Annotated in this window: 18 protein-coding genes; 15 read left to right on the top strand and 3 right to left on the bottom strand. The window is 62.4% G+C overall.

Translation table 11 applies throughout. From position 1 onward, the window contains the following. Window positions 1-13: 13 nt before the first annotated feature. Together EK23_RS08210 and nadD are read left to right on the top strand one after the other, a co-directional pair. Window positions 14-1,300 (top strand): glutamate-5-semialdehyde dehydrogenase, encoded by a 1,287-nt coding sequence (locus EK23_RS08210; protein ID WP_097990915.1) that lies wholly within the window; start codon window positions 14-16, stop codon window positions 1,298-1,300. A gap of 18 nt (window positions 1,301-1,318) precedes the next feature. Further along, complete coding sequence (nadD, locus tag EK23_RS08205; protein ID WP_045224930.1) at window positions 1,319-1,960, top strand: nicotinate-nucleotide adenylyltransferase; 642 nt, start codon at window positions 1,319-1,321, stop codon at window positions 1,958-1,960. Between the two features lie 44 nt (window positions 1,961-2,004). Here nadD and EK23_RS08200 read toward each other — a convergent pair whose 3' ends face one another. Continuing rightward, entirely contained in the window at window positions 2,005-2,460 is a 456-nt protein-coding gene (locus EK23_RS08200) for a hypothetical protein (RefSeq protein ID WP_045224850.1), read from the bottom strand. Between the two features lie 1,197 nt (window positions 2,461-3,657). On the opposite strand from EK23_RS08200, the gene EK23_RS08195 reads away from it, so the two are divergent. Together EK23_RS08195 and EK23_RS08190 are read left to right on the top strand one after the other, a co-directional pair. Then, window positions 3,658-5,004: a hypothetical protein gene (locus EK23_RS08195; protein WP_145998604.1), complete on the top strand. Its 1,347-nt coding sequence runs from the start codon at window positions 3,658-3,660 to the stop codon at window positions 5,002-5,004. A gap of 113 nt (window positions 5,005-5,117) precedes the next feature. After that, on the top strand, window positions 5,118-11,000 hold the full coding sequence (locus EK23_RS08190; protein WP_235281956.1) for a cupredoxin domain-containing protein: 5,883 nt from the start codon (window positions 5,118-5,120) through the stop codon (window positions 10,998-11,000). Window positions 11,001-11,703: 703 nt separating this feature from the next. On the opposite strand, the gene EK23_RS08185 is transcribed toward EK23_RS08190, so the two are convergent. Together EK23_RS08185 and EK23_RS08180 are read right to left on the bottom strand one after the other, a co-directional pair. Next, a complete protein-coding gene (locus EK23_RS08185; RefSeq protein WP_145998603.1) occupies window positions 11,704-12,543 on the bottom strand; it encodes a hypothetical protein in 840 nt (279 codons plus the stop codon). Window positions 12,544-13,082: 539 nt separating this feature from the next. Further along, window positions 13,083-13,892: a hypothetical protein gene (locus EK23_RS08180; protein ID WP_045224847.1), complete on the bottom strand. Its 810-nt coding sequence runs from the start codon at window positions 13,890-13,892 to the stop codon at window positions 13,083-13,085. 284 nt (window positions 13,893-14,176) lie between these two features. Here EK23_RS08180 and hldE point away from each other — a divergent pair, with 284 nt between their 5' ends. From hldE to EK23_RS08125, 11 genes are all read left to right on the top strand, one after another. Further along, window positions 14,177-15,598 carry a bifunctional D-glycero-beta-D-manno-heptose-7-phosphate kinase/D-glycero-beta-D-manno-heptose 1-phosphate adenylyltransferase HldE gene (hldE, locus tag EK23_RS08175; RefSeq protein ID WP_045224846.1) on the top strand — a complete coding sequence of 474 codons (1,422 nt, stop codon included), beginning with the start codon at window positions 14,177-14,179 and terminating at the stop codon, window positions 15,596-15,598. A 7-nt stretch (window positions 15,599-15,605) separates the two neighbouring features. Next, complete coding sequence (gene dnaB / locus EK23_RS08170) at window positions 15,606-16,994, top strand: replicative DNA helicase (protein WP_045224845.1); 1,389 nt, start codon at window positions 15,606-15,608, stop codon at window positions 16,992-16,994. Window positions 16,995-17,447: 453 nt separating this feature from the next. After that, window positions 17,448-18,275, top strand: coding sequence for a tRNA pseudouridine(38-40) synthase TruA (gene truA, locus EK23_RS08165; RefSeq protein WP_045224844.1), 828 nt, complete (start codon window positions 17,448-17,450; stop codon window positions 18,273-18,275). Between the two features lie 129 nt (window positions 18,276-18,404). Continuing rightward, window positions 18,405-19,484: a BLUF domain-containing protein gene (locus EK23_RS08160; RefSeq protein WP_082054038.1), complete on the top strand. Its 1,080-nt coding sequence runs from the start codon at window positions 18,405-18,407 to the stop codon at window positions 19,482-19,484. 107 nt (window positions 19,485-19,591) lie between these two features. Beyond that, window positions 19,592-20,224 (top strand): phosphoribosylanthranilate isomerase, encoded by a 633-nt coding sequence (locus tag EK23_RS08155; protein WP_045224843.1) that lies wholly within the window; start codon window positions 19,592-19,594, stop codon window positions 20,222-20,224. Further along, window positions 20,211-21,428, top strand: a complete 1,218-nt coding sequence (gene trpB / locus EK23_RS08150; protein WP_045224842.1) for a tryptophan synthase subunit beta — start codon at window positions 20,211-20,213, stop codon at window positions 21,426-21,428. The genes EK23_RS08155 and trpB overlap by 14 nt, the downstream gene beginning before the upstream one ends. Further along, complete coding sequence (trpA, locus tag EK23_RS08145; RefSeq protein WP_045224841.1) at window positions 21,425-22,228, top strand: tryptophan synthase subunit alpha; 804 nt, start codon at window positions 21,425-21,427, stop codon at window positions 22,226-22,228. The genes trpB and trpA overlap by 4 nt, the downstream gene beginning before the upstream one ends. A 12-nt stretch (window positions 22,229-22,240) precedes the next feature. After that, a complete protein-coding gene (accD, locus tag EK23_RS08140) occupies window positions 22,241-23,161 on the top strand; it encodes an acetyl-CoA carboxylase, carboxyltransferase subunit beta (protein ID WP_082054037.1) in 921 nt (306 codons plus the stop codon). 4 nt (window positions 23,162-23,165) lie between these two features. Further along, window positions 23,166-24,425 (top strand): bifunctional tetrahydrofolate synthase/dihydrofolate synthase, encoded by a 1,260-nt coding sequence (gene folC / locus EK23_RS08135; protein WP_045224840.1) that lies wholly within the window; start codon window positions 23,166-23,168, stop codon window positions 24,423-24,425. 17 nt (window positions 24,426-24,442) lie between these two features. Beyond that, complete coding sequence (locus EK23_RS08130) at window positions 24,443-25,237, top strand: SPOR domain-containing protein (RefSeq protein ID WP_045224839.1); 795 nt, start codon at window positions 24,443-24,445, stop codon at window positions 25,235-25,237. 13 nt (window positions 25,238-25,250) lie between these two features. After that, window positions 25,251-25,793, top strand: coding sequence for a CvpA family protein (locus tag EK23_RS08125; protein WP_052808039.1), 543 nt, complete (start codon window positions 25,251-25,253; stop codon window positions 25,791-25,793). Window positions 25,794-25,845 lie beyond the last annotated feature (52 nt).

Raw genomic sequence — 25,845 nt, 5'->3', positions numbered from 1 at the left:
CTGTCCGTGACCCATGAATATGCCCGCTCGATTTTCCGATTCTGACGACATCAACAGTTATATTCTTGCCGTGGGCGAACGCGCCCGCACCGCGTCGCGGCTGATTGGCCGTGCCGAGACTGCGGCCAAGAATCGTGCCTTGGCGGCCATCGCGGCGGAACTGGAAGCGCGCGCCGATTTTCTGATTGAGGAAAACGGGCGCGATCTGGAGGCCGGCCGCCAGAAGGGACTGGAAGCGGCCATGCTGGAGCGTCTGGTGATCGACGCCAAGCGGGTTGCGGCCATGGCGGAAGGCCTGCGCCAGGTGGCGGCCCTGGCCGACCCCGTGGGCGAGATTTCCGGGCTGACCTTTCGGCCCACCGGGATTCAGGTCGGCCGCATGCGCGTGCCTCTGGGGGTGGTGGGCATCATCTACGAGTCGCGTCCCAACGTGACGGCGGATGCTGCGGCCCTGTGCCTGAAATCGGGCAATGCCTGCATCCTGCGCGGCGGTTCCGAGGCCATCCATTCCAACAAGGCGATTGCGGCTTGCATCCGCACCGGACTGGAACAGGCCGGACTGCCCCAGGACGCCGTGCAATTGATCGAAACCACCAACCGTGCCGCCGTCGGGGCGCTGCTGAATCTGGACAAGCACGTGGATGTCATCGTCCCGCGCGGAGGCAAGGGATTGATCGAGCGCATCATGGCAGAGTCGCGCATCCCCATCATCAAGCATTTGGACGGCATCTGCCATGTCTACATCGATGAGGGCGCCGACCGCGACAAGGCCCTGCGCATCGCGCTCAACGCCAAGACCCACCGTTATGGGGTCTGCAACGCCATGGAAACCCTGCTGGTCGCGGCGAGCTGCGCCAACGACCTGCTTCCGGAAATGGCCCTGAAACTGCGCGAAAAAGGCGTGGAGATTCGAGGCTGCGAAGTGACCCGCACCTACATCCCCGACTGTGTTGCGGCGACAGAGGCGGATTGGGATACGGAATACCTGGCGCCCATCCTGTCGATCCGGGTGGTTTCCGGACTCGACGAGGCGTTGGAGCACATTCAGCGCCATGGTTCCCAACACACCGAAGCCATCGTCACCGAGGATTACACGCGGGCGCGGCGCTTCCTGCGGGAAGTGGATTCCAGTTCGGTGATGGTGAACGCCTCCACGCGCTTTGCCGATGGCTTCGAGTATGGCTTGGGTGCGGAGATCGGCATCAGCACCGACAAGCTGCACGCGCGCGGTCCGGTCGGCCTGGAAGGCCTGACCACGCAAAAGTTCATCGTCCTAGGCGATGGTCACGTGCGCGGCTAAGACCGCTCAGAGCCGATGCTGATCGGCATCTTTGGCGGCACCTTCGATCCGGTGCATTTCGGGCATTTGCGCACGGCCCTGGAGGTGTGTGAAGCCCTGGAACTGGATGAAATGCGCTGGGTGCCTTGCCGCCAGCCGCCCCACCGGCGCCAGCCGGTGGCGTCGCCGGACGACCGATTGCAGATGCTGGAACTCGCTCTTCAAGGAGCGCCCGACTGTTTCGTGCTGGACCGGCGCGAAATGGAGCGGGAAGGTCCTTCCTACATGGTCGATACGCTGGCGTCCATGCGTGAGCAGTGGCCGAAAGCGTCCTTGTGCCTGGTGCTGGGGCAGGATGCGTTTCTGGGGCTGGACCTCTGGCACCGCTGGCGTGAATTGCTGGACCTGTCGCATATCGTGGTGATGCGCCGGCCCGGCGCGTTTCCCCTGGACTCCAACCCGGCAGTTGCGGAATGGGCTGGCTTGCGCATGACCGCGCAGGGCGCGCGTCTGCGTGGCGAGCCCTTTGGGCTGGTGCATGCCGTGGAGGTGACGCAGTTGCCGATATCCGCGACCGCAATCAGAGCTATCCTGGCAGGCCGTCGCCGTGCGGACTATCTGCTGCCGTCGCAGGTGATGGCGTACATCCGCGCCAAAGGCCTCTATTCGACGGCGGTATGAGGCGCGCGCCTTTCAGAAGGCGGGACCATGTCCCGCTCCGTGGTCTACTCGGACGCGGGTTCGTTGAAATCGATGCCTAGAATTGACCAGTTTTCGGCGTTGCCCACGTCACCGCCGGCAAACTGAATCTTGCACGCATATTTCCGCGTAGCCATGCCTTGGCCTTCGACGGGCACGGTCACCTGGGAACGGATCACATAGGTCCTGCCACCCAGGGCCCAGGCCTCGTAGATCGAGTCATCGAACTGGGCCGTTTCCGGAATCTGGTTCTCGTCCTTCATCGCCGCCTTGCATTGCAGCAAGGCAAAGTCGGTGCGCTGGTTGCTGATCTTGCCCAGTTCCTCGTGTTCCTCATCCGGAACCAAAAACAGTTCCGAGTCCATCACCTTCATCACCAACGGCACGACCACCTTATTGGTCACGACATAAAGCAGGACGATGAAGACCGCCAGCAAAGGCATGGAATACCTGGCGGGAAGGGATTTCAGCTTGTCAAACATGATGTCCTCTCTGGATGGTGTGGTAGCCGGCCGGTTTCCGCATCGGCTCTCTTTGTTCTAGTACAAAACCCGTGATACGGCCGCTCGTGGCAACTGGGCCAGGCGGTATTGCTGAACTGCTGGCAGATTTCTTGCTGTCCCGCGTCATTTTGAGGCAGAGCCGTGCAAATGTATAGCTCTCATCGCGTGCCTTTCGTGCCTGGTCTTGGACCTACTGCTGTGCTTCGTGGCACTGCGGATGCCGTCCCATTTAAGAATCCCTTACGAATGCATCGGAATCGGGCGCCTGGCCATTCGTCCGCAGGCTCGGCTTTAAAATAATAAAAATCCGCATAAGGACCTTTGCTTTGGTCATACGATCAGTCGCTTATCGGGCACGCGGAACTGATCGGCCCGGGATCGCTTCCCGTCGCCAAGTCGCTTTGCTCCCCGCAGCGCGGCCGGCTTTTCACTCATGTCACACGCATGTGACAGCCATGGAAAGAGGCTGGTTGGACGTTAACTTCCCCCCGCCTGGTATCCCATGGCGCTCCTAGCCGCTTGATCTTTCTCGATGATGTCGTTACGTGGCGACAAGTCTCCGCACCCATCCTGGACAAGAAAATAAGGAGGTTTACCCATATGAAAAAATTTACATTTCTCATCTCCATGTTGCGATGGATGAGCTTAACAGATTGATAAAACAATAAAAAAATTTAATGGCACGATATTGGAATATGTCTGTGAAAACTGGCGATGTCCGAATCAACTCTGTCCTCTGAGTGGATGACGAGAAGGCAAGTTTCTCAGAAAAAAATTTTCTGTCTCGGTTCTGCGACAGTCTTGCCCAGAAAATTGAGAAAAGGACTTAGAAGGTCAGGGTTGGCCTGAATGGATGGGTGGTTCGGTTATGTGTCACAAATTTGAGAATTTTGCCTGGGTTTGGTGCGTTATTTCAGGCGGTTATAGACCGGGCTGGAAGACGGAGTAAGGGTTATAAGTACGCGTGAACCTGCCGCAGGGAAGGCGGAATTAAGTTTGTGTAAGAGGAAGACTGATTCCTGTCAGGCCAATGAGGCCAAGACCCTGTGATGACGGTTGTGGTGGTGAATGATTTCAAGATTTTGAAGTTAGTTTGTGGTTGTAAGGCTTGGTATTAATCAAACGGTTACAGGCGGTTTGCCTGAACCAAAAAACCAAATAATGAGGTATTTCGACATGCGACATTTCACTAGAGCCCTCGTATCGACTGTCTTGCTCGGATTCGGGGCTGGCCAGGCTGCGCATGCCGAACTGGCCATGAACGGCCTGCCCCACCCGGTCAACAAGTTCCCGTTGTGGATCAAGGATTCCAAAAATGTCACGCTGCAACTGTGTTTGGATGGTCCGGGGACGGCAACCGGCGCCCCTGGCGACTACTGCTTCTTTGATCCGGTGGAAGAGGGCAATACCTTTTCCGAGCAGATCGGCTTTGGCCCGGAAGCATTCTGGTGGATGGCGGAAGCCTCGGTGCCCGTGAACGACGGCAGCGCCGATCTGACCCTGGCCCTGGAAGCGGCGTGGGCAGCAGAAATTCCTGAAGACGGCCAGCAGTTCGCCTTTGGACGGGTGCGTATCCGTATCGATGCGCCGGTGGCCGGAACCTACAAGGTCTGGCACCCCTATGCCTGCGAGCCTGAGATCTACCAGGTGACTACCCCCGGTCGCCGGGCTATCAACGTGACCCGCGACCTTGGTGGCGGCGCGCCTTTCGCCGACATGCTGACCGGCGAAGTGGGCCCGTTTCTGGTGTGGGATGAAACCTTGCCGGCGCCTCCGGCGGGCTATGTGGGCGACGGTGCGACCCCGCATGGCGTGACCGGCAGTCCCTGCGGCGCAAATGGCAACGTCTTCCGCGTAGAAGGGCCCGCTGGCGCCAACCTGGGTGGGCCGGTCGGCAGCGAAAACGTGGTCGAAACCTGGGATTTCACTGTCATGGGCAAGATCTTCGACAGTGCAACTACGCCCTATCCGGTGGTCATTGACGGCGCCACCTTCTACCGCAACCAGGCTGGAACTTCGGCCCGCATGAACGTATGGGCGCAGTCCGATCCGACGGCCCTGCTGACCCGTTCCGGGCAGCCGGGCTCCGCGCAGACCATGGAGAGCGATGGCGAGGGACGCTTCTTCAACCGCCGATCTTATTCCAACAGCAACTGCACAAATTTCAAATCCACGGTGACGGTGAGTACCGAGAATGCGATGGGCAAAACCACCGAGACCGCACCGCTGACCGACAGTGTGAAGATCACCAGCGCGGTGTATACGCCCGCCAAGCACGAGTTGAAGGTAGTTGCGACCACCAGCGACGAGTTCAAGCCGGCCAGCCCTAACGAAAGTGATCCCCTGAACGGCATGGCCCGCACCCTGACCGCACGGGCTGGCTCCAGGTCCGAAGTGATGATTCCCGATCCGGTTACCGCGGGGAAATACAGCTTCATCTTCACCAACATGTATGCGCCGCCGGCGAAGGTCGTGGTGACCTCCGACCTGCAAGGCCGCGACGAGGAAGTGGTCACCCCTTGACCCCGGGGCGGAGGCGCTTCGCCGCCTCCGCCGCTCGAAAGAATTCAATCACTTGATGCTGCCGCGCCGTTGCGGTGAGCCCCGGCTTTGCCAAGAATAAAGAGGAATGCCCAATGAGAAGTCGTAAAGACAGTTCGGAACTTGCGGTCGCAGGGCGCGAAAGCGAGTCCAATCCGGCGACCCAGCTTGCATTTTCGACCCTGGTGCTGATGCTGGCTGCCTCTTTGGTGAATGAGGCGGAAGCCGCGGTAAGCTGCGCCCGCACGATCACTGCCGACGTGGTCGCCATCGACCAACCCCTGATGTTCAACCGCCTTGGTGCCACCAATGTCAACGGGATGATGTATGCCCTGAAGCGCGACGTGGTGTCTTCCAGTTCGGGGATGCCGGGGCCGGGCAGCGCCATGCTGCGTCCGGACAAGCGTCCCCGTCCGTTGGTGCTGCGCGTCGCGGAAGGCGACTGCCTCACGGTGAATTTCGAGAACTGGCTGTCGCCGGTGGCCAATTCGAAAAACGCGGCCAACCCCTTGATGAAGGTGGACGATCAGGTCGCCGACCGCATGGCCGGCTTTCATTCCCAGGGCCTGCAATTGGCGGGCAGCATTCAGGACGATGGCAGTTTCGTCGGCAAGAACGCCAACAGCCTGGTGCCGCCCGGCGGCTCCGCCGTGTACCGCCTTTACGCCGAGCATGAGGGCACTTTCCTGGTGACCAGCCACGGCGCCACGTTCGGCGGCGACGGCTCGGCAGGCAACAGCGCCAACGGCCTGTTCGCGGCCGTCAACGTGGAGCCCAGGAATGCCAAATTCTATCGGAGCCAGCTGACGGAAGAGGAGATGCGCCTGGCCACCACAGGCACTACCACCAACGGACAGCCCATCCTGAACTACGAGGCGCGCTATCCGAATGCAGAGCCCTGGAACCAGGAAGGCAAGGCCGGGCTGCCCATTCTCAACATGCTGGACGGCACCACGCTGGTTCATTCCGACATCAATGCCATCATCGCGGGCCCCAAGCCGGACGGCGGTTTCCCGGTGGGCACCTACCCGCTGGAGAAGGCTGGCAAGCGCAATCCCAGCCTGCCTAATCGTCTGGAAGCTTTCCGCGAGTTCACCGTCATTTTCCACGACGAAATGTCGACGGCCAACGCGTTTCCGAAATTCTATGAGCTCAAGCCAGGGAACCCTCTCGGATACACCCTGCATGCCCTGGGTGATGTCTTCATGATCAATTATGGGTCGGCGGGTGTAGGCAGCGAGGTGATCGCCAACCGCCTGGGCGTGGGTCCCATGCACGACTGTCTTAGCTGCGTGGGCGAGGAATTCTTTCTCACCTCGCACGCGGTCGGTGACCCGGCCATGGTGGTGGACGTGCCTGCCAACGCTGGTCTAGAAGGGCTCGCGCCAGGAGAGGTTCCGCCGCCTGGCACCACGGGTCCCAAAGCCAGCATGGCCTACTACCCGGATGATCCCTCCAACGTCCATCACAGCTACATCAGCGATTTCGTGAAGTTCCGCAATCTGCACACGGGCGGCGAACATCACGTATTCCATCTGCACAATCACCAGTGGCTTTACAACCCCAACGACGACAATTCCAACTACCTGGACGCTCAGGCGGTCGGCCCGGGCTCGGGTTATACCTACGAGATCAACTTCGGCGGCTCTGGCAACCGCAACAAGAGCGCTGGCGACGCCATCTTCCACTGCCATCTGTACCCCCATTTTGCCCAGGGTATGTGGGAACTGTGGCGCAACCACGATGTGCTGGAAACCGGCACCAAGCTGGAGGTGAGCGGTGCGGGCTTCCACAGTCAGCCCTATGACTTGCTCAAGGGCAAGCCCGCGCTGAGCGGGAACGGTGACGCTCACGTCCGTGCGCTGCCGGACGGCGAAATCCTCGCCGGCACGCCGATTCCGGCGATTGTGCCGCTGCCCGGCAAGGCCATGGCGCCGATGCCCGGAAAAGTCGAGGTGGTCGCCAACAAGAACACGACGACGGTCAAGCGCCCCAATCCTGCCAACCCGTCGGAACTGGTTGACCAGGTGATCCCGGTAGGCAGCGTGGCGCGCATCGACAGCAGCGACACCGACACCGCCCTGGTGAACAACACCTTGACGCCCCTGAAAACCCCTATTAACCCCACCGGATTGAAGAACCCGGGTTTCCCGTTTTGGGTGGGCGGCGTGGAAGACACCGTCGGCCAGCGTCCGCCCACGCCCCCTCTGGACATGGCGCCCTTTGACGCCAATGGCGATGGTCATGCGGACCCGTCGGAAGGTGGTTGGGACGGCGGTCTGCCGCGTCACAGTCTGGACGGGATTGCCGCCACCGGCGACCCGGCGCCTTTCATTTCCCATGTGAACCGTCTCGACCTGACCAAGGACATCCTGAAAGCCCGCGCCGTCTGGTATCCGGAGGATGGCACAGCCGCCGAGCGGGCAGCCATGGCTTACCATGCAGTGCGCGAGCATCCCAGCTTCAAGCTGCGGATGGACGGAACACCTGTTGCGGCTCCGTTTGTTACCAACGGTTCCGGCCGGCCGGTGCCTGGCGCGCCTTTCCATGAGCCTTGCATCGATGACCGCGGCAATGTGATGAATGCGGGCACGACCGGGCAGTTCTTCGATGGTTCTGGCGGCACCAGCATCACCGGTAGTTCACCCTTTACAGCGCAAAAGCCGCGCGTCTATAAGGGCGCCAACATTCAGTTCGACGCCGTGCTGAACAAGGCGGGCTGGCACTATCCGCAGGAGCGTATCATCGCCCTGTGGGAAGACGCCCTCCCCATCATCAACAAGCAGAAGGCACCGGAACCTCTGGTGATGCGCAACAACACCTTCGATTGCACCATGTATGTCCATACCAACCTGGTGCCGAAGGTCTTCGAACTGGACGACTTCCAGGTGCGGACCACCACCGACATCATCGGTCAGCACATTCATCTGCCCAAGTGGGATCTGTCTACCACCGACGGATCCGGCAATGGCTGGAACTACGAGGATGGCACCCTGGCGCCCGACGCGGTGATGGAGCGCATCCACGCCATCAATGCCCTGAATCCCAGCGGTGCCGGCAATCCGTCGGATAGCGCCGGACGCGCGGCGAACACCCCGCTAGCCGGCGAGGTGCATCCCTATTTCAGCCAGAACCCGGAGTGGCTGGGCGCCCGCTCCACCCTGCAGCGCTGGTTCTTTGATCCCGTGGTGAACGCGGAAGGCGTGCACCGTGGCTTGGGCATCATCTTCACCCATGACCACTTTGGCCCCTCCACCCATCAGCAGGCGGGCCTCTACGGCACAGTGCTGGTGGAGCCGGCGGGTTCCACCTGGGTGCATAACGAAACCGGCGAGACTCTTTACAACGGCACCCGTACCGATGGTGGTCCAACCAGTTGGCAGGCGGCCATTCTTACCGGCGACATCGACCGCGATGGCCAGGACGACAGCTACCGCGAGTTCTATCTGGAATACAGCGATTTCCAGCCGGCCTACCTGGCGGGCACCTATGTGGGCCGCAAGCAGGATGGAAGCCTGGGACCGGTGCCGACGGCAAACACCTACGAGAAGGCCATCAATCCGCCGCATGTGGGCGATGTGGCCGCGACCGACCCGCTCAACATCGTGACCTACGATTCCAAGTGCCCGGATGGCTCGCCGCGTCCCTGCCCGGAAGGTATTTCCGCTGCTGACCCCGGCACCATGGTGGTGAATTACCGCAACGAGCCTTTGGCCCTGCGTATCTACGATCCGAACAAGATCGGGCCGGACGGCAAGCCGGGCGCCCAGGCCGATGGTCTGGCGGGCGACTTGGCCTATGCTCTGCAGAGCCGCACTGACCGCAAGGTCGCCACGATGAACGCGCAGCCGAAGAAGGGCCTCAACGATGGCGTAAGCGGCACCCGCTTCCCGGCTCCGCTGCATGCGCGTCCCGCTGCGATCCAGGCGGGCGACCCGTTCACCCCCATGCTGCGGACCTACTACGGCGACCGCGTGCGTGTGAAGATTCAGGCGGGTGGCGACGAGGAAATGCATAACGCCAGCATCCACGGCATGAAGTGGCTGCAGGGCGGTTCCGGCTATGGCTTCGATCCGGTCTCCGGCTGGCGCAACAGCCAGCAGGCAGCTATTTCGGAGCAGTTCAGCTTTGCCGCGCCGACCCTGCCGCTGCTCGGAAAGAACCTGGAAGTGGAGCGCCGCTCCGACTACCTGTACAGCATCGATGCCAGCGCGGAAGGTTATTGGAACGGCACCTGGGGTCTGATGCGCACCTATGGAAACGGCGCGCGCAACGACCTGTTCCAGATGCCCAACAACCCGCAGACCGCTGGCCCGCTAGCCATTACCAACAAGACGGAGTTCAGTGGCGTGTGCCCGGTGACGGCGCCCTCGCGCAACTATGACGTCAGCGTGGTGTTGGCCAACGATGTGCTTAACAACGCAGTGGGCGCCACCATCCCGGAGTCCAGTCCGGGCAGCGGTACGCTCAACCCCAACGGCGGCACCCTGGTCTACAACCCGCGCAGTTCCGCGCATAAGGGCGGCGTGCTGCACGACCCCACGGCCATGCTCTACGTGCAGACCGGCGATCTGGAACTGAAGCCGGGCGTAACGGCGCTGACCCAGCCGGGTTGCTTCAACGCCAACGGCAAGTTCGCCGCTACTCTGATGGGCTGCCCGGCATCCGCCATGAAGCTCAAGGACACGGCGCCGGTGGAGCCGATCGTGATGCGAGCTGCGGCGGGAGATTGCGTCAACGTCACCCTGCGTAACCGCATCGGCCAGGCCAATGCGCCGGACCTGAACGGCTACAAGCACTGGTACCGTATTGTGCCTCGGGAAGTCACCAGCAGCGGTGTGACCACCTTCAACGCCAATCTGGTCCGCCCTTCCTCAACGGTGGGTCTGCATGCCGCCCTGGTGGCCTATGACCTGACCAACTCGGACGGTTCCGTGGTAGGCGTCAATGGCGCCAACAAGACCCTGGCGAATCCGTTGGACGATCCGGCCACGGTGGCGGACGACCGCATCGAGCGCTACAAATGGTATGCGGGTGATCTCAGTCTGCAGCCGGTGGCCGCGGGCCAGTACAAGCTGATGGCCACCCCGGTGGAGTTCGGCGGCATCAACCTGATGCCCACGGACAAGATGGAGCAGGGCCAGAAGTCCCTGGTGGGAGCCCTGGTCATCGAGCCTCAGGGTTCGGTGTGGGCAGAGAACGAAACGGTGCGCGACCGCCAGAGCACGGACCCGAACGCCCAGCGCAGCACCCGCGCTTCGGTGACGGTGACCCGTAGCAATGGCACCAAGTTCAAGGACTTCGTCTCCGTCTTCCAGAAGGGCCTGACCCAGCGTTACAAGGACGGCTCACCGGTGGAGGACACCAAGGTGGAGCACATCGTTACCGAGGACTCCCAGGACTCCGGTCAAATGGCCATCAACTACGGTTCCGAGCCCATGTGGTTCCGTTTTGATCTGCCTCCGACGGCGCCGTTCATCGGGGGTGACCCGACCCATGTGGGGGGCGTCGCCCTGGGTGATGTGCCGGATGCCCATACCGCGTATAGCAACCAGCGCGGTGGCTCGGCCGATCCGGTCACCCCGGTGTTCAAGGTGAGGGCAGGTCAGGAGTTCCGCATGCACGTGCTGAATCCGGCGGGTACTGCGCGTCCCACGGTGTTCAACCTGCATGGTCACGACTGGCAGCGGGCGCCCTACATGTGCCCGGGTTCCAGCCATCTGGGTATCGCCGGTAACTGCAAGCCCAGCGGGTTCTTCCCGACCGTGGCGGGCTTCGAGGTGGGCTCGCGTGCCATCGGTGAAAACCCGCTAGGCAACTACCTGGGCGGTCAGGACTCCGTCCTGCCCGGATCGCATTTCGATATCCGGGTTCCCAAGGCAGGCGGCCAGGGCGGGGTCACCGGCGACTACTTGTTCCGCGACCAGCAGGGCAACGGCAACCTTGGCGGCCTGTGGGGTATCGTCCGGGTGGAGTAAATCCAGAAAGGATGCGGCGGCGCCGTGCCGCCGCACTCCGCTGAATGCGGCGTTCAAAAAAGGGGGCTTCAAGCCCCCTTTTTCATTCAGGGCCATCCTACGGGACGGCTCTTTCCTTTCATCGTTCCGTCAGCGCGTGAGTCCAGGATCGGTTTCTCGGTAGGCACTAAGGGGGGATGCGGAGGCTGTGCTGCCGGTTCCTATCTGCGCTGTCGGGTTCGAAGCTTCGCTCCGTGCGGTCACAGGCGCCTTCTGTCAGGTTTTGCCATCGACACCGCAGTTCCGGAGTCACTCGGCTGGAAGCTGCGCGGGTGACAGCGGGATACGCGTCGCGGCGTGTCACAGAACTGGTGACGCGCTCGGGGTGGGTGTCCAGTCGAACTGACACGGGCCTGGCGCGTTATCCACGCCGCGGCGCACGGGCCATGTGTCAATCAGGTCGTTCGATCCGACAGCGGTTTTTTGCGGGCGGCCGCAGTGGAGCAAGATGCCTGGCTTGCTGGATCTTTTTCCCGACGCTCGGCAGGTGCATTCGTCAGGACTGATCCAAGGGGCGTGAATCGCGGCTAGCGGTTCGCGCGCTGTGGCGGGGTGGGGTAGTCGAGCAGTTCAGCGTGCGGGATCGGGGGAGGCTCCAATCAGCTGATGCAAGTGCGGGCGCTGGGAACTCCTGCCCGGAGGTGGAGTTCCCGGCAGTGGTAGATCAGGCCGCCAAGGTCGTGCGGCGGCGGCCCAGGACACCCAGGGCGGCGATGGCAGAGGCCATCAGGTACGCCGCGGGCGGCAGCGGAACGGGTGCCGGCAGCGCCGCCACTTCGGCGGTGCCTTCGATCCGGATATTGTCCAGGCCGACGGCGGAGTTGAAGGCCTGGCTATTGGAGTCGATGACCTGTTCGTTGTCCTCGAACAGGCTGAAGGTCAGACGATAAAGGGCATTGATCTCGAGTGTCAGGGGAATGGACGTGTGACCATCGAATTGAGAAAGGTCGTTGATGCCCAGTTCCCGGCTGAAAACCGTGGTGATCGGGCCGTTGTTGACCGGGTTGGCGCGAATTCGCTGCAGGGTCACGGTGAACTGGTCGGGCAACACATCGCCATCGGCCAGATCGTTGGTGACGCCGTCAAAGGCATAATCAAAGCTCAGGTTCAGGCTCAGATCGATTACGTCACGGTCCTGAACCGCACCGGGAGTTCTGAAGTGCTGAATAATGCTGTGCGTGCCGGATTGATTGTCGCCGCCGATGGCGCCGCCGACGTCGCCCAGCACGAGAAACCGACCCGTGGTGAAGAAGCCATCGTAAGTATTCCGTTCGTCAACGAGTGGACTTGAATCAGCATTGATGGCGGTTGCAACGCCTCGCTGGTTCACCGTGCCACTGTTGGTGACCCAACCGAGCAGGGGGTCTCCCACGTTCGTGACATCCGTCGCAAAACCTGAGTTGTTCAGCCGATTGCCCACGTCCAGTGTGTCAGCAAAGCTTGGACCCGCATCAAGCAGCGCAGCCGAGACCACCAATCCGATAGCAGTAAGAGATTTCTTCATCGTCACGTTTCTCCTCACGTTTAAGTGCGCCACCGGTTTCCGGCGGACGCGGCACATCAATTTCCACAAATAGAAATGCAAAAATGTTGCCGTGTCGGAAAAACGTTGTGATATCAGATTGGTAGCTGGTACTCCAGATTTGCTGCTGTTCGCTGTGTAAAGTATTTTGATGTAGGAAAGCTCTTATTCCTGAGCTTTTCTAGAACGGGGGGTGTGGCTTATAGGACTAAGATTTTGCAGGATACTTTAGAATAATCAGTTATATGTGGTTATTTTCCGTTACGAGCGCCGGGTTGGCCTGGTTCGATTGCGAGGGAATGACGCGGTAGTCAGGCCTGTCACAGTTTTGATGCACTAAGTATTACTACGGTTGTATTTGGACTCCAGTCGCTCGTTTTGCGGGTAAGGTGAGAAGAGTCCTTATTCCTGAGGTACGTGATTTGTAGGGCGTTCTTCGATCCACGGAGCAATTGCGGTGCCCGGATGTCCGGAAATCTTGGACTTTACAGCCCGATTCCCAGGACATTCGCGCGAACCGTTCACGCGGCCAACGCGGCGCGGCGGCGGCCGAGCAGGGTCATGGCGGCCACTGCCGAGGCGAACAGATAGGCTGCGGGGGGCAGGGGTACCACGCTGGCCGTACCCTGTACGCGCACGTTGTCCAGGCCTACGGCGGAATTGAAGGCCTGAAGGGATACGCCAGCGACTTCCTCATCATCCTCGAACAGGCTGAAGGTCAGGCGATATTTGAACCCGGGCAGCAGGGACAGGGTCTGTTCGAAGTGTCCAGCGAGCTGTCCAAGATTGGAAACCCCGAGTTCTTCGCTGAGCAGGGTGACGACGGGGTCGCTCTGGCTGGGCCGAATGCGCTGCAGGGTCACGATGAACTGGTCGGCCGGGGTTGTAGGAAGGGCGTCGGGGTCGGCGAGGCCGTCGAAGGCATAGTCGAAGCTCAGGCTCAGGTTCAAGGACTCAACTCCCTTGCCGCCCAAGACGGCCGGAGTGCGGAAATCCTGGATGATGCTGGAGGGACCGAAACCGTTATCGCCGCCAATCTTGCCGGAGGGATCGCCCAGGACCAGAAAATTGCCCGTGGTGAAACTGTTGTCGAAGGTTTCGCCCTCGTCCTCCCCGGGCAGGTTGTCGCGGTCGATGGTGTAGTTGGCAGGGCGCAGGACGGCGCTGCCGCTGGTGATGATCCAGTTGTCCAGCGGATCGCCGGTGCTGAAGATGTCCGTTCCGAACCCGGCATTGTTTAACCGGTTGCTCACGTTGACCGTATCCGCCTGGGCTCCCAGGCTGGCGCTTAGTAAAGCCGCGATGGTGGCCAGTAATCTGAATTTGCTCATGGTCTGCTCTCCACATAGGCCCCGAGGGGACTGTCGAATACCAAGAAAACTTTTGTCTGTGGTTGGAAAGCAATCCGTGTGCCTGATAGTAATGTAAAGACTTTCAAGGTCTTATAAAGCTAAGATAAATTGTCGTAAAAGCGGCTGACAGCAAAGTTCGTATTTGATGCCTTCGGTTGCCCGGCGGCTGGATGAGACACGCTGGGGCTTTGGCCTGCCGTCTCGCGCGGGTCAATTCCAGTCTCTGTGATATCCTTTCCGGTCCGCATCCCTTATTTCGGTCCATGCAACTCCCCCCGTTTCAGTCCGCCAAAGTCCTGGTCGCCGGCGATCTCATGCTGGATCGCTACTGGCATGGCCCGGCCGCACGCATCTCCCCGGAGGCGCCGGTGCCGGTGGTTCGGGTCAGCGGTTCCGACGAGCGTCTGGGCGGGGCGGGCAATGTTGCGCTGAACCTGGCGGCCCTGGGGGTGGGGGTATGCCTGCTCGGTTACTGCGGCGCGGACGAGGCGGGTGATGCGGTCGCGCGGCTGGCGGCGGCTGCCGGCGTGGAGTGCCGGCTGTTGAGGCAACCTAGGCTGCCGACGATCACCAAGCTGCGCGTTATCAGTCGTCAGCAGCAGCTGATACGCTTGGATTTCGAAGAATCCTTCCGGGAGGTGGACCCGGCGCCCTTGGTCGGGGAGTTGCGGGCCCGCCTCGCCGGCGTGCAGGTGGTGGTGCTCTCCGACTATGGCAAGGGCACGCTCAGTGAGGTCGCGGCCCTGATCGAGGCCTGCCGCGCTGCGGATCGCCCGGTGCTGGTGGATCCTAAAGGCGCGGATTTTTCCAGGTACCGCCACGCGACTCTCTTGACACCCAATTTATCCGAGTTCGAGGCTATAGTCGGGGCCTGCGCCGATCAGGGGCAGATTGAGGAAAAGGGACGCCGATTGATGGAGGACCTGTGCCTGGAGGCGCTCCTGATTACCCGCGGGGAGCACGGGATGAGCCTGCTGCGCTCGGAGGCGCCCGCCCTGCACCTGCCGGCCCATGCCCGCGAGGTGTTCGATGTTACCGGCGCGGGCGATACGGTGATCTCCGTGCTGGCCGCCGGCCTGGCGGCGGGCGCCGCCCTGCCGGATGCCGTGGCGCTGGCCAACCTGGCGGCCGGGGTGGTAGTGGGCAAGCTTGGCACCGCGGCGGTGAGCGTGGAAGAACTGGAATACGCGGTGAGCGGGACCAAGGCCCACCGACGCGGTGCCGTGGATATGGAGTCCCTGCTCCGGCTACGCGACCTGGCTCGCCGTGAGGGCGAGAGAATCGTGCTGACCAACGGCTGTTTCGACATCCTGCATCCAGGCCACATCCATTATCTGCAGCAGGCCAGGGCGCTCGGCGATCGACTGGTGGTCCTGGTCAACGACGATGCCTCGGTCAGGCGGTTGAAAGGGCAGGGCAGGCCCATCAATCCATTGTCGCACCGCATGGCCATGCTGGCGGCGCTGGAATGCGTGGACTGGGTGGTGCCGTTTGCCGAGGATACCCCGCGCGAAGCCATTTGCCGCATTTTGCCCGACATCCTGGTAAAAGGCGGCGACTACCGCAGCATTGAGGCTATCGCCGGTCATGACTGCGTGCAGGCTCATGGCGGCGAAGTCCGGCTGCTGGATTTCGTCGAGGGCCATTCCACCACGCAATTGATCGAAAGCATTCGGAACACCTGAGCGATATATGAGCGAACTGGCCCGATTCAGCGACCGCAGCGTGGACGCGGTGAAGCTTCCTCCCTATTCGGTACAGGCCGAGCAATCGGTGCTGGGCGGCCTGATGCTGGACAACGCCACCTGGGACACGGTGGCGGACCGGGTCGGCGAGGAGGATTTCTACCGGCGGGATCATCAGTTGATCTTTCGCGCCATTAAGCAATTGGCGGACAAGCAGTCGCCTTTCGACGTCGTGACCTTGTCCGAGACGCTGGAGCAGGCAGGGCAACTGGAGGAGGCCGGCGGAATGGCCTATCTGGGCAGCATCGCCCGCGACACGCCCAGCGCGGCCAATATCGCCGCCTATGCCGATATCGTGCGCGAGCGCTCGGTGCTGCGGCAGCTCATCCATGTGGGCGTGGAGATCGCCGATTCCGCCTATCACCCCGATGGCAGCGAGCTGGCCCATTTGCTGGAGGCCGCCGAGCAGCGGGTCTTCCGCATCGCCGATCAGCGGCGCAAGGGCGGCAGCGGCTTCAAGCCCATACGCGCCCTGCTGGCCACGGCCGTGGACCGTATCGAGGAGTTGTTCCACAAGGAAGGCCACATCACCGGCATGAGCACCGGTTTTGCCGATTTCGACGAGATGACCTCGGGGCTGCAAGCCTCCGACCTGATCATCGTGGCCGGGCGTCCATCCATGGGCAAGACCACCTTCGCCATGAACCTGGCGGAGAACGTGGCCATCAAGGAAAAGTTGCCGGTGGCGGTGTTCAGCATGGAAATGCCTGGCGAGCAGCTGGCCATGCGCATGATGTCGTCCCTGGGGCGCATCGACCAGCACCGAGTGCGCACCGGCAAGCTGGAGGACGATGAATGGCCGCGCATGACCTCGGCCATCAATATCCTGGCGGAAACCCAGATGTTCATCGACGATACGCCGGCGCTCTCGCCCACGGAAGTGCGCGCCCGCTGCCGACGCCTGGCGCGCGAGCACGGCCAGTTGGGCCTGGTGGTGCTGGATTATCTCCAGCTCATGCAATCCGGCAGCAGTGCCGAGAATCGCGTCAACGAGGTGTCCGAAATTTCAAGGTCCTTGAAGGCCTTGGCCAAGGAACTGAACGTGCCGGTGATCGCTCTGTCCCAGCTCAACCGCAATTTGGAGCAGCGGCCCAACAAGCGGCCGGTGCCCTCGGACCTGCGCGAGTCCGGCGCCATCGAGCAGGACGCCGATCTGATCATCTTCATCTACCGCGACGAGGTCTATAACCCCGACAGCGCCGACAAAGGCACGGCGGAGATCATCATCGCCAAGCAACGTAACGGTCCCATCGGTACCTGCCGTTTGACCTTCCTGGGCCAGTACACCCGCTTCGAGAACTTCATTTCCGACCCTTATGGGGATGATGGGTATTGATCGGTATTGGCCGGCTTGTCAGGCGCACTGCGCGTACCCGACTGACACCCACCCTGGTGGGAGCGGCCTCCAGTCCGCGATCATCGGGAGTTGTGGCCTGAACTTCGTTTACCAGTGGTTCGTGTCGCTGCGCGACGATTATTTTGAATCGGGTTCCCGCACCCGAGGGCGGGTCCCTTTCTTTTGTTCAGCCAAAAGAAAGGGACGAAAGAAAAGGCTGCCCGGTTGCCGCTTTTTTCCTCGCTTCTCGCTTGCCCGGCGGGGTCGGCGAAAGGGCGATCCATCGCCCTTCGCCGCCGCACCGCGTCCGTGCGGTGCCCCTTCGGGCTTTTCCTTGGGCACGCTGCGAGGCTCGGCGCGGCAAACGGGTCCCGCAGCGCGCTTGGAGCTTTGCCGAACCACTACATGGTTTATCGGATCGGGAAGGGCCGCGCGTTATCGGAGTGCTCTCTGATGCCACGTATAGCCCTGGGCCTAGAGTACGACGGCGCCGAGTTTGCCGGCTGGCAGTGGCAGCGCGACCGGCGCACGGTGCAGGCTTGCGTGGAAGCGGCGGTGGCGCGCGTGGCCGACGAAAATGTGGACGTGGTTTGCGCCGGGCGCACCGACGCGGGGGTGCATGCCCTGGAGCAGGTCGTGCATTTCGACACCTCGGCGATTCGCGCGACGCGTTCCTGGCTGTTGGGGGTCAACACCCAGCTTCCCGACGATGTCCGCGTCACCTGGGTGCGCGAGGTGGAGCCAGGCTTCCATGCCCGCACCAGCGCCATCGCCCGCTACTACCGCTATGTCATCCTCAACCGGCCCATGCGCTCGGCCCTGCGGCGGCGGCAGGTCACCTGGGTGTACCAGGCGTTGGACGCGGAAGCCATGCATGCCGCGGCGCAGTATCTGGTTGGCGAGCACGATTTCTCCTCCTTTCGCGCCCAGGGCTGCCAGTCCAACAGTCCGCGCCGCATCATGCATTTCATCCGTGTCCACCGTGAAGCCGAGCGGGTGTTTGTCGAGCTTTCCGCCAATGCCTTTCTGCACCATATGGTGCGCAACATCGTTGGCGTGCTGTTGGAGGTGGGGGCCGGCAAGCGCGAACCGGGTTGGGCCAAAGAGGTGCTTGAGGCGCGCGACCGCAACCTCGCTGGTGTCACCGCGCCGGCCGACGGGCTCTATCTCGGCGGCGTGTTCTACCCGCCAGAATTCGGGATGCCCAAGGACCCGATCTTTGATCTGCTGCCAACCGATGCCCGCCGCTTCATGCCAGGGCAGGCAGGCGCCGGAGGATAGGCCGACGCTGGTGCGATTCCGTCAAACTGGTTACCATCTGTAAAACTTGTTTCCTGGAAACAGTCTTTTTAGCAGACGCGGACCAATCACCGCGCGGTTTCGTTTGATCGACGGGTTTGGGATCCGACCATGAAGCGCATCATGTATGTCAGCACGGCGACGGCTCCCATGTCGGGGAATGAGGTCGAGGAGATCGGCCGGGTCTCGAGCCGTAACAACCTCAAGGTCGGCATAACCGGAGTGCTCTTCTCCGCGCACGAGTTTTTCTTTCAGATCCTGGAAGGCGACGCTCACCAAGTGGACCGGCTGTTGGAGCGCATCCGCCGCGACCGTCGGCATCGTGATGTGCTGGTTCTCAAGGCGGAGTTGGACGTTACCGAGCGGCTGTTCTCCAAGTGGTCGATGCGCATGATCCGCCTGGATTCGTCCAGCGATTTCATCCTGCAGGCGCTGCGGACCATGTTGGAGAACATCACCGAGTCCTATCGCATCATCGAACGCTACACCCAGCCCAGCGTGCTGAAACTGCTGACCGAGGGCGTCAATCCTCTTGGGGTGCCGGTGCACAAGGCGGAGCAGATTGTGCTGTTCGGGGACATCGTGGCTTTCTCCTATCTGTCTGAGCGGTTTCCCATCGAGGAAGTCGCGGACCTGGTGAGCCAGTTCCTCGAAGTCTGTTCCCGGCGGGTGGTGGAGAACGGCGGGGAAGTGACCAAGTACGTCGGCGACTGCGTGATGGCCCATTTCAACGGCGACAACGCCGACGGCGCGCTCGAGGCTTGCCTGGGCACCCTGAGCGATATCAAGAACATGCGCGAGGGTGCGGACAGCTGTCGCCTGATGCGATTTCTTTACAGCGGTTTCGGCCTGACCAAAGGCTCCGTCATCGAGGGCAACATTGGTTCGTCCATCAAACTCGATTACACAGTGCTGGGGGACACGGTCAATCTGGCCGCGCGGCTGGAGGGACTGACCCGTAACATCGGCCGGGCCATCGCCTTGACTCGCGCCGTGTGCGATGCCTGCACGCAGACCTGGCAGTTCGTGCCGGTGGGCGATTTTCATCTGAAAGGTCAGAGTCAGTCCTGCCCGGTGTATTCCCTTGCCGACGAGATCGTCGGCGAGATGCGTACCCATGACCAACTGGTAGACGATATGCTGTTGCTCGGTCAGGCCTGCCGCTTCGGTCCCGTTTCCCAATCGATGTAGGCACCCGCCATGCAAGTAAGCCTGCGTATGCCGGCTGTCCTCAGGTAGAATACCGATCCTCCGGCTCGGATCAGCGCGCTTTTCTTTCAGTTTAAACGTATCGTTGAATGCGAACTCGCGTTAAAATTTGCGGCTTTACGAGGGCTACTGACGCGCTGGCGGCCGTTCAACTGGGCGCCGACGCGATCGGCCTGGTTTTCTATGCGCCCAGTCCGAGGGCCGTCAGCATCGAGCAGGCGCAGGACGTGGTGGCCGCATTGCTGCCATTCGTGACCGTCGTCGGCTTGTTCGTGGACGAAGCGCCGCAGACCGTGAGGTCGGTGCTCCAGGCAGTGCGCATCGACTGCCTGCAGTTTCACGGCGATGAAGCCCCGGACTATTGCGCTGGCTTCGGAAAGCCCTATATCAAGGCGGTGCGCATGGGCGCGGCGACGGACCTGTGCGACGTGGCGGGCCGCTATGCGAGTGCCGACGCCCTGCTGTTGGATGTGGACGACCCCGCGGCGAAGGGCGGCACCGGTCATGGTTTCGACTGGAACAGGATTACGCCCGGGTGCCCTTTGCCGCTGATCCTGGCGGGGGGGTTGCATCCCGGCAATGCCCGGGCCGCGCTGGCGCAGGTGCGTCCCTACGCGCTGGATGTGAGCAGCGGCGTGGAAGCGGCGAAGGGTGTCAAGGACCCGGACAAGATGGCAGCGTTTCTGAAAGAGGTATACCAATTTGACCATGCAGACCGATAACTCCCAGGGGCCCTACAACCTGCCCGACGCCCGCGGCCACTTCGGCCCTTACGGCGGCGTGTTCGTGGCGGAAACGCTGATGCTGCCCATCCACGAGCTGACCGAGGCCTACTACCGCTACATGAAGGATCCGGACTTCGTGGCGGAGCTGGATTATGACCTGAAGCATTATGTCGGCCGACCGAGCCCGGTCTATCATGCCGAGCGCTTGAGCCGCGAGATGGGCGGCGCGCAGATATTCCTCAAGCGCGAAGACCTGAATCACACCGGAGCCCACAAGGTGAACAACACCGTCGGCCAGGCGCTTCTGGCCAAGCGCATGGGCAAGCGCCGCATCATCGCCGAGACCGGCGCCGGCCAGCACGGCGTGGCCACCGCCACGGTGGCGGCGCGCCTGGGGCTGGAATGCGTGGTGTACATGGGGGCGGTGGACGTGGCCCGGCAGGCGCCCAACGTGCTGCGCATGAAGCTGCTGGGAGCCACCGTGGTGCCGGTGGAGTCCGGCTCCAAGACCTTGAAGGACGCCTTGAACGAGGCCATGCGCGACTGGGTCACCAATGTGGACGACACCTTCTACATCATCGGCACGGTGGCTGGCCCGCACCCCTATCCGGCTATGGTGCGCGATTTCCAGGCCATCATCGGGCGTGAATCCAAGGAGCAGATGCAGGCCATGACCGGCCGCCTGCCCGATGCCCTGATCGCTTGCGTGGGTGGCGGTTCCAACGCCATCGGCTTGTTCTACCCCTATATCGATGACCGCGAAGTGGCCATGTACGGCGTGGAAGCCGCCGGCGACGGCATCGAGACCGGCCGCCACTCGGCGCCCCTGAGCGCCGGCCGCCCCGGCGTGCTGCACGGCAACCGCACCTATCTGATGGAGGATGAGGACGGCGAGATCATCGAGACCCACTCCATTTCCGCGGGCCTGGATTACCCCGGCGTGGGTCCGGAACATGCCTGGCTGAAGGATTCCGGCCGCGCTCAGTACGTGAGCATCACCGACAGCGAGGCGATGGAAGGTTTCCATGCCCTGACCCGGCTGGAGGGCATCATCCCGGCGCTGGAGTCCAGCCACGCCATCGCCTACGCCATGAAACTGGCGCCGACCCTGAAGCCGGACCAGCAGGTCCTGGTGAACCTCTCGGGCCGCGGCGACAAAGACATCAACACCATTGCCGCGCGCGAAGGAATTTCTCTGTGAGCCGATTGTCCGCTACCCTGCAAGCCCTGAAAGACCAAGGACGCAAGGGCCTGATTCCCTTTATCACGGCGGGCGACCCGGTGCCGGAGTTCACCGTGGGCGCCATGCATGCCCTGGTGGAGGCGGGCGCCGACATCATCGAACTGGGAGTGCCGTTTTCCGATCCCATGGCCGATGGCCCCGTGATCCAGAAAGCAAGCGAGCGTGCCTTGGAACATAAGGTCAGCCTGCGCAAGGTACTGGCCATGGTGAAGGAGTTCCGCCAGAAGGACAGCGCGACGCCAGTGGTCCTCATGGGGTACCTCAATCCGGTGGAGTGCATGGGCTATCGCGCCTTCGTCGAAGGCGCCTGCGCGGCGGGCGTGGACGGCGTCCTGACCGTGGACATGCCGCCCGAGGAATCGTCGGAGCTTCTGGCCCTGATGGCCGAGGCGGGCCTGGACCCCATTTTCCTGCTGGCGCCCAACAGCACCCCGGAGCGTATCCGCCAGATGGGCGAACTGGGACGGGGTTACCTGTATTATGTCTCCCTGAAGGGCGTGACCGGCGCTTCTCACCTCGACCTGGGCGACGTGGAGCGCAAGCTCACGGAAATCCGCTCCCTCACCGATCTCCCGGTGGGCGTCGGCTTCGGGGTTAAGAATCCGGAGACCGCCGCCGCCATTTCGCGACTGGGTGACGCGGTGGTGGTGGGTAGTGCCCTGGTGGGCAGGATCGAGGCGGCGGGCGCCGATACCGCCCTGGCCCTGCGCGAGATGACAGACCTGGTTCGCGGCATGCGCGCCGCGATGGACGCCTGACGAGGTAGACCCGTGAGCAGCTGGTTCAACAAACTGGTCACATCCAAGATACGCACCGAGGCCTCATCCAAGAGCGCGGTGCCCGAAGGCCTTTGGTGCAAATGCACGGCCTGCAACGCCATCCTCTACAAGGTGGAGTTGGAGCGCAATCTGGATGTCTGCCCCAAGTGCGGCCATCACATGCGCATTCACGGGCGCAAGCGCCTGCTCTCGTTTCTGGACCAAGGGACCTTCGAGGAAGTGGGCGCTGGGCTCAGCCCCATCGACCCGCTGAAGTTCAAGGACAGTAAGAAGTACAAGGACCGCCTGACCCAGGCACAGAAGTCCACGGGCGAGAAGGATGCCATGGTAGTCGGACGCGGCAGCCTGAAGGGGCGCCCGCTGGTGGCCGCGGCCTTCAACTTCGAGTTCATGGGCGGCTCCATGGGCTCGGTGGTGGGCGAGCGCTTCGTGCGTGGCGCCGACATTTGCCTGGACGAGCGCCTGCCTTTTGTCTGCTTCTCGGCCAGCGGCGGCGCCCGCATGCAGGAATCCCTCATGTCCCTGTTTCAGATGGCCAAGACCAGCGCGGTGCTGGCGGCCATGGCGGACGAGGGACTGCCCTTCATATCGGTCATGACAGATCCCACCATGGGCGGGGTTTCTGCCAGCCTGGCCATGCTGGGCGATGTGAATATCGCCGAGCCGGGCGCCCTGATCGGTTTCGCCGGTCCCCGCGTGATCGAGCAGACGGTCCGCGAAAAACTGCCCGAGGGTTTTCAGCGCAGCGAGTTCCTGCTGGAGCACGGCGCCGTCGACATGATCGTCGACCGCCGCGAGATGCGCGACAGGGTTGCGAGCCTGCTGGACATCTTCATGCACGGTGACGGTCTGCGGCGTCAGGCCCTGAACGGCGCCGCCGAGAAAAACACGAAAGCGAACGGCAAAGCCTGAATTAATGCGTTTTTCCACGCTGGACGACTGGCTGGTCTGGCAGGAATCGTTGCATCCCAAGGCTATCGATCTGGGCCTGGCGCGGGTGCGTCAGGTATTCCAGCGCCTGGATTTGCCGAAGCTGCCTTTTACCCTCACGGTGGGGGGCACCAACGGCAAGGGTTCCTGCGTGGCCTTGTTGAATGCCATTTTGCGGGCCGAGGGCTATCGAGTCGGCACCTATACCTCGCCGCACCTGTTGCGCTATAACGAACGTATCCGTATCGACGGCGTGAGTGCCGATGATGACGTCCTATGCGCGGCCTTCCAGCGCATCGATCAGGCGCGGGGTGATACCAGCCTGAGTTTTTTCGAATTCGGTACCCTAGCGGCCCTGGACATCTTTTCCAAGGCCGGCCTGGATGTGCAAATTCTGGAAGTGGGACTGGGCGGACGGTTGGATGCCGTGAACCTGTTGGATGCCGATGGCGCGCTCATCGCCAGCATCGACATCGATCATCAGGACTGGTTGGGAGACACGCGGGCCGCCATTGCCCTGGAGAAAGTAGGCATATTCCGTGCCGGTCGGCCTGCGATCGTGGGCGATCCGCAGCCGCCGGCCGAACTGCTGGCGCATGCCGAAGCTGCCGGGATCGCCTTGGCCTGCCAAGGCCGCGACTTTCACTTCACAGTGGAGGGCGCCTGCTGGTCCTGGCAGGGCGCGGGATGGCGCCTTAATGATCTGCCACGACCCGCGGTCAAGGGCGATCATCAATTGCTCAACGCCAGCGCGGTGCTGCAGTTGCTGGCGGCGGTGGCGCCGCGTTTACCGGTGAGCGAGACGGCGGTGCGCCGCGGCCTTACCGAGGTCAGCCTGCCCGGGCGCTTTCAGTACCTGGGCGGTACGGTCCCGGTGCTGTTGGACGTCGCGCACAATTCGCAGTCGGTCAGGATTCTGGCGGACTATCTGGCCCGCGAGTTTCCCGGCCGTGTTGTGCGGGCGGTGTTCGCCATCATGCGCGACAAGGATATCGATGCCGTGATCGCACATATCCGGCCCCAGGTCCGACACTGGTATCTCGCGCCCTTGAAAATGCCTCGGGCGGCGGACGAAGCCCTGCTGCGCGAGGCCCTGGGCCGGGCCGGGGTTGAATCGGCCCGGGGTGGGTTTCCCGATGCGGCGGCCGCATTTGCGGCGGCATCGCGCGATGCGGCGGAAGGCGACCTGATCGTGGTGTTCGGGTCGTTCTTCCTGGTGTCGGAATATTTGACTTTTGCTAGCTGAACTTTCGAGGATAGGTCATGGACCAGCAACTCAAGCAGCGATTGATCGGGGTGACGGTGCTCGTCGCTCTCGTCGTGATTTTTGTTCCCATGTTGTTCGACAAGGCGGGAGAGCACAGCACCGGGGCGCCGGAGGGGATTCCACCCATACCGGAGGAAGTGGTGGAGACCAAGCCGATCGAATTGCCCAAGTCGGCGGAGGACATGGAAGAGAAGGATAAGGACGCGATCCCGGAATCCGGCTACAAGATCATTCCGCTCACCGATGAACCGCAGCCCGCGGCAAAAGCCAAGGGCGCCGCGCCCCCCGCCGAGGGCGAGGGGGAGGAAGCGGCCGTGGGCGAAGATGACGGTGCGGGCGAGGAGGCGGCAGCCTCGGCCGAGCCGCCGGATGGTGATGAGGCTGTCCCGACCCCGCGCCCGGTCAGACTGGAGAAACTGGATACGCCGGCGGTGAAGGACGCAAAAAAGGCCAAGCCTGCCGCGACGCCAGCACCGCAGAAGAGCACCACCGCCAAGGAGAAGACTGCGGCGGTCAAGCCGCCCGCCAAGCCCGCCGGCGAGAAGAGCGCCCCGGCGCCCGCCTGGGTGGTGCAGACCGGCAGCTTCGCCGTGGAAGCCAAGGCCAGCGCCCTGGTGGAGAAGCTGCGCCAGTCCAAGTATCCGGCTTATATGGAGAAGGTGCAGGGAGCCAGCGGCACCCTGTTCCGGGTGAAGGTGGGGCCTGAACTGGACCGCGGCCGCGCCGAGCAGATGCAGAAGCAGATCGAGGGCAGCACCGGCCTGAAGGGGATCATCGTCCCACACCGCTGATGGGCCCTGAGCCTTGCCCGAACTCATCAAGAACAGCCCCGCCTGGGCTGGCTTTGCCCAGGGCTTGAACTGGGCTGACTGGTGCTTGCTCGGGCTGGTCGGCCTTTCGGCCCTGATCGGTCTGTTTCGCGGCCTGGTGCGCGAGGTGTTTTCCCTGTTCTTGTGGGCCGCGGCGGTCTGGCTGGGATTGAACTACAGCCGGCATTTCGCGGTGCATCTGGAGCCCATCGTACCCTTACCGTCGGCACGCCAGGCGATTGCCTTCGTCGCCGTCTTCTTTACCGTCCTGGTGGCCGGTGGCCTGGTGGGCTTCATCCTCGGCAAGCTGGTTTCGGGCACCGGGCTGTCCGGAACCGACCGCCTCGCCGGATTGGTGTTTGGCGTCGGGCGGGGTATAGTGATCGCCGCCCTGCTGGTGCTCCTGGCGGGGGTGACACCGTTGCCGCACGATCCCTGGTGGCGGGAGTCGCGACTGATACCGCCGTTCGAGCAGTTGGCCCTTTGGCTGCGCGATCAGCTTCCGGCTGGGCTCGCGGGGTATGTGAAGTACCGCTAGGGCGCGCGACAGGGCCTGGCGTTGCCGGCCATTTCGCCTATGCTGGAGCGGG

It is taken from the genome of Methyloterricola oryzae, assembly GCF_000934725.1.
Taxonomy (GTDB): domain Bacteria; phylum Pseudomonadota; class Gammaproteobacteria; order Methylococcales; family Methylococcaceae; genus Methyloterricola; species Methyloterricola oryzae.
This window is presented reverse-complemented; position numbering and strand designations above follow the sequence as displayed.